Raw genomic sequence first — 3,329 nt, 5'->3', positions numbered from 1 at the left:
GGCCGAACCGCGCAGAAACTTTCTGCGGTTGATAGTATCTTTCATAGTTCCTCCCAAGGAATAACAATCCATTACCCCAACAAGTAGGAGCAATGTATCGGTTCAATTTCGGATGTGTGGGACTGCCCTATTTGCAAAGAAACGCACCCTCCCGGTGCGGACCTCAGCGTCGCATTATCTCCCGATCCAAGAAAACCTTAGGGACCAGCTTTCCCATTTACAAGCATTTCATTTGAACGGACGTATGTGGTGGATCGGTCATTGCCTAACCTTTTGCGCTAACTTGTCTTGGCCAGAAAGCCGGTGGGCACAGTTCATGAATGCCACAAACCCGGGCGCAATCCTTTAAAATAACATGATTTGTACGGCTGCCAAGCTCTGCAATTTGGTCAAGAATTATCTCCAATTCGAAGGCACGGGAGGGCGTTTCGCAGCGGTTAATTCGTGATGAAAATTAATTTCGGAACAGTGGATTCACACCAATTGTATACATCTTATTGCATGGCATTGCAGAATTGCCCTCAAGTCGGGACCGAATCACTTGTCAGCTTCAAGTTCTGTATACAGTCTAAGCGCAATTCGCTCGGCACCTGCCGAACCAAACCGCTAGGATTGCTTTGTGTCCATTGGAAACCTCAGCCAGCTTGACCGCGCCCTCTTTGGATTGCGTTCCCTTGTGATGAACGGGGAGTTTGAGGGCGGGCAGCGTTTGCCCGAGGTCGCAGTTGCAAAACAGCTTGGGACGTCGCGCACTCCGTTGCGTCAGGCAATGGACCGACTGGTCGCCGAGGGACTGTTGGAACGGATCGAGACTGGCGGCTGCCGTGTCGCAACATTTACCCGCGACGACATTGCTGATGCGATCGAAGTGCGCGGCGTCATTGAAGGCACCGCAGCGCGCATGGCCGCCGAGCGCGGCGTAAGCGCTGATTTGCTGGGCCAAGCAAATGATGCATTGGAAGGTATTGATCGCGCCTTAGAAGCATCGGACGGTTTGAATTTTGAATGCTATGTGCGCCGTAACGCGAAATTCCACGCGCTTTTGGCGAAGTTTTCGGGCAGCGCGCTTATCCGGCGTGAGATTGAAAGGATGAGCCTGCTACCTCTTGCTTCACCTTCCGCATTCCTCAGCGAACAGGCCGCGATGCCCGGTTTTCAGGAGTCGTTGCGCTATGCTCAGCGCCAACACCGCGCGATCCTGGAAGCCATCACAAACCGCGAAGGCGCGCGCGCAGAGGCATTGGTGCGCGAGCACGCCCGCCTTGCGCTTATCAATCTCAATTATCTGACCGATGTTCAGCCCACGCTCGTCAAAGACGTGCCGGGGTTGGCGTTGCTCGCATCGACATAGCCCCACGAGAGGAACCTGCCTTTGTCCAGTCTTTCAGCCCTTAAGGCCCAGCACACCAATCTGGTAGATATGCTGCGCAACTCCCAGATCGGGATACATGCCTATCCCGTCGTGGCCCCCGAATGCATGTAATTGAAACCGGAGGAATCCGCCCGTGTCCAACCTAAGTTCCGAGATCATCCTCCACGCCTACCCCCAGTCGCCCGTTGCCGAAAAGGTACGCGTTGCGTTTGGTATCAAGGGGCTGGCGTGGCGCAGCGTTGAAATTCCGCGCCTACCGCCAAAGCCAAACCTTACCGCGCTGACCGGTGGTTATCGGCGTACGCCTGTGGTGCAGATTGGCGCGGACATCTATTGTGACAGTCAATGCATTATTCGTGAACTTGAGCGCCGGTATCCGTCGCCCAGCTTCATGCCTACCGCAGATCAGGGGTTGATGTGGTGCCTCAGCCGCTGGACCGACGGGGCGCTTTTCGATCAAACCGTTCGGCATGTTCTTGGGTCCGCAGGTGACAGTTTGGACAAAGATTTTGCCGCAGATCGCGGCCGATTATACCTTGGCGAAGACTGGGCCACGGGGCTAAAACAGGCCAACGCCGACCTTCCCCATCTTGTGGCCCAAGTGCGCGCTCCACTGTCATGGCTGGATGCGCAATTGGCGGATGGGCGTGATTTCTTGATCGGGTCGGACGCAGCCGCAATTGATGCGCAGTTTTACCATGTCGTCTGGTTCTTGCGCGGGCGCTGGTCGGGCGGGCCGTCATTTTTGTCAGAGTTTACTAACCTCGTGCGATGGGAGGAAAATGTCCGCGCTATCGGGCATGGGACATCCCGACCGATGGACCCACAAGACGCGATTGAGCTGGCAAAATCGCAAAACCCCCTTGGGGCGACGGGCGTTGCGGCGAACGAACCGCAAGGCTTGATCGTTGGGCAATCCGTCACTGTCATTCCCGATGTAAATGGCGGCGAACAGCCTGTTGCAGGTACACTGCGCTACGCCGATGCCGAAACAGTCACCATTGAGCGCACAGCGGATGATGTTGGCACAGTCTGTGTCCACTTCCCACGATCCGGCTACCGTATTGATATCGTTTGACCAAAGACCAAGGACCACACCATGATTGACCTCTACACTTGGACCACGCCCAACGGCCGCAAGGTATCGATCCTGCTCGAAGAGTTGGGCGTGCCTTATACCGCCCACGCGATCGACATCTCCAAGGACGAGCAATTCGCGCCCGATTTCCTAAAGATCGCACCCAACAACCGCATCCCCGCGATTGTGGATCATGACACAGGCATCCAGATGATGGAGACTGGCGCGATCATGATGTACCTCGCCGATAAATACGGCAAATTTCAATGCGAAGGTGACGAATACTGGCGCATGGTGGAATGGCTGATGTGGCAAATGGGGGGCCTAGGCCCGATGTTGGGCCAAACGCACCACTTTGTGAAATATAAAAAAGGCAAATCTGCTTATGCTGAGGAACGATACAGCACTGAGGCGTTGCGTTTGTACGGCGTGTTGGACAGACGGCTAGAGGGCCGTGACCACATCGCAGGGATCGGGCGCGGCATGTATTCGATCGCTGATATGGCCTGCTGGCCGTGGGTGTCACGGTTTGAATGGCAAGAGATTGATCTGAACGCTTTCCCGAATGTCAAAGACTGGTACATGCGCATCGCCGTCCGCCCCGCTGTACAGGCCGGATACTCCGTGCCGAAATTCACGACTGACGTGCCCATGCCATGAGCCACTATGTTGGAATGTGCCGTTGCATTTGGGCACTCAAATGGCTCATGGGACAATGGTCGAAAATCGCAGAAGCAGCCATTGATAAGCACACGGTCAACGGCAGCAGTGTCCGCGTTGCAGTCATTTGCAACGGTCAAGTCCAGTGTCGGCAGCGCGGACATGGACGAAACCGCTCTCGCGGTATTGGCGCTTGTGGCCGGTGTTTTGCACAGATTG

Annotated in this window: 3 protein-coding genes; all 3 read left to right on the top strand. The window is 55.4% G+C overall.

Annotated elements, in window-relative coordinates; genetic code table 11:
• Positions 1-619: 619 nt before the first annotated feature.
• The 3 genes from QZ197_RS15405 to QZ197_RS15395 all read left to right on the top strand — a co-directional run bounded on the left by QZ197_RS15405 (position 620) and on the right by QZ197_RS15395 (position 3,110).
• Positions 620-1,351 (top strand): GntR family transcriptional regulator, encoded by a 732-nt coding sequence (locus QZ197_RS15405; RefSeq protein WP_296433056.1) that lies wholly within the window; start codon positions 620-622, stop codon positions 1,349-1,351.
• A 154-nt stretch (positions 1,352-1,505) separates the two neighbouring features.
• Positions 1,506-2,450: a glutathione S-transferase family protein gene (locus QZ197_RS15400; RefSeq protein WP_296433055.1), complete on the top strand. Its 945-nt coding sequence runs from the start codon at positions 1,506-1,508 to the stop codon at positions 2,448-2,450.
• A 21-nt stretch (positions 2,451-2,471) separates the two neighbouring features.
• Positions 2,472-3,110, top strand: coding sequence for a glutathione S-transferase N-terminal domain-containing protein (locus tag QZ197_RS15395; RefSeq protein ID WP_296433054.1), 639 nt, complete (start codon positions 2,472-2,474; stop codon positions 3,108-3,110).
• Positions 3,111-3,329 lie beyond the last annotated feature (219 nt).

The sequence above is a fragment of the Yoonia sp. genome (genome assembly GCF_017854415.1).
In the GTDB taxonomy this organism is placed as follows: Bacteria; Pseudomonadota; Alphaproteobacteria; order Rhodobacterales; family Rhodobacteraceae; genus Yoonia.
The sequence above is the reverse complement of the archived record's forward strand: the minus strand, read 5'-3'. Positions and strand labels throughout refer to the sequence as shown.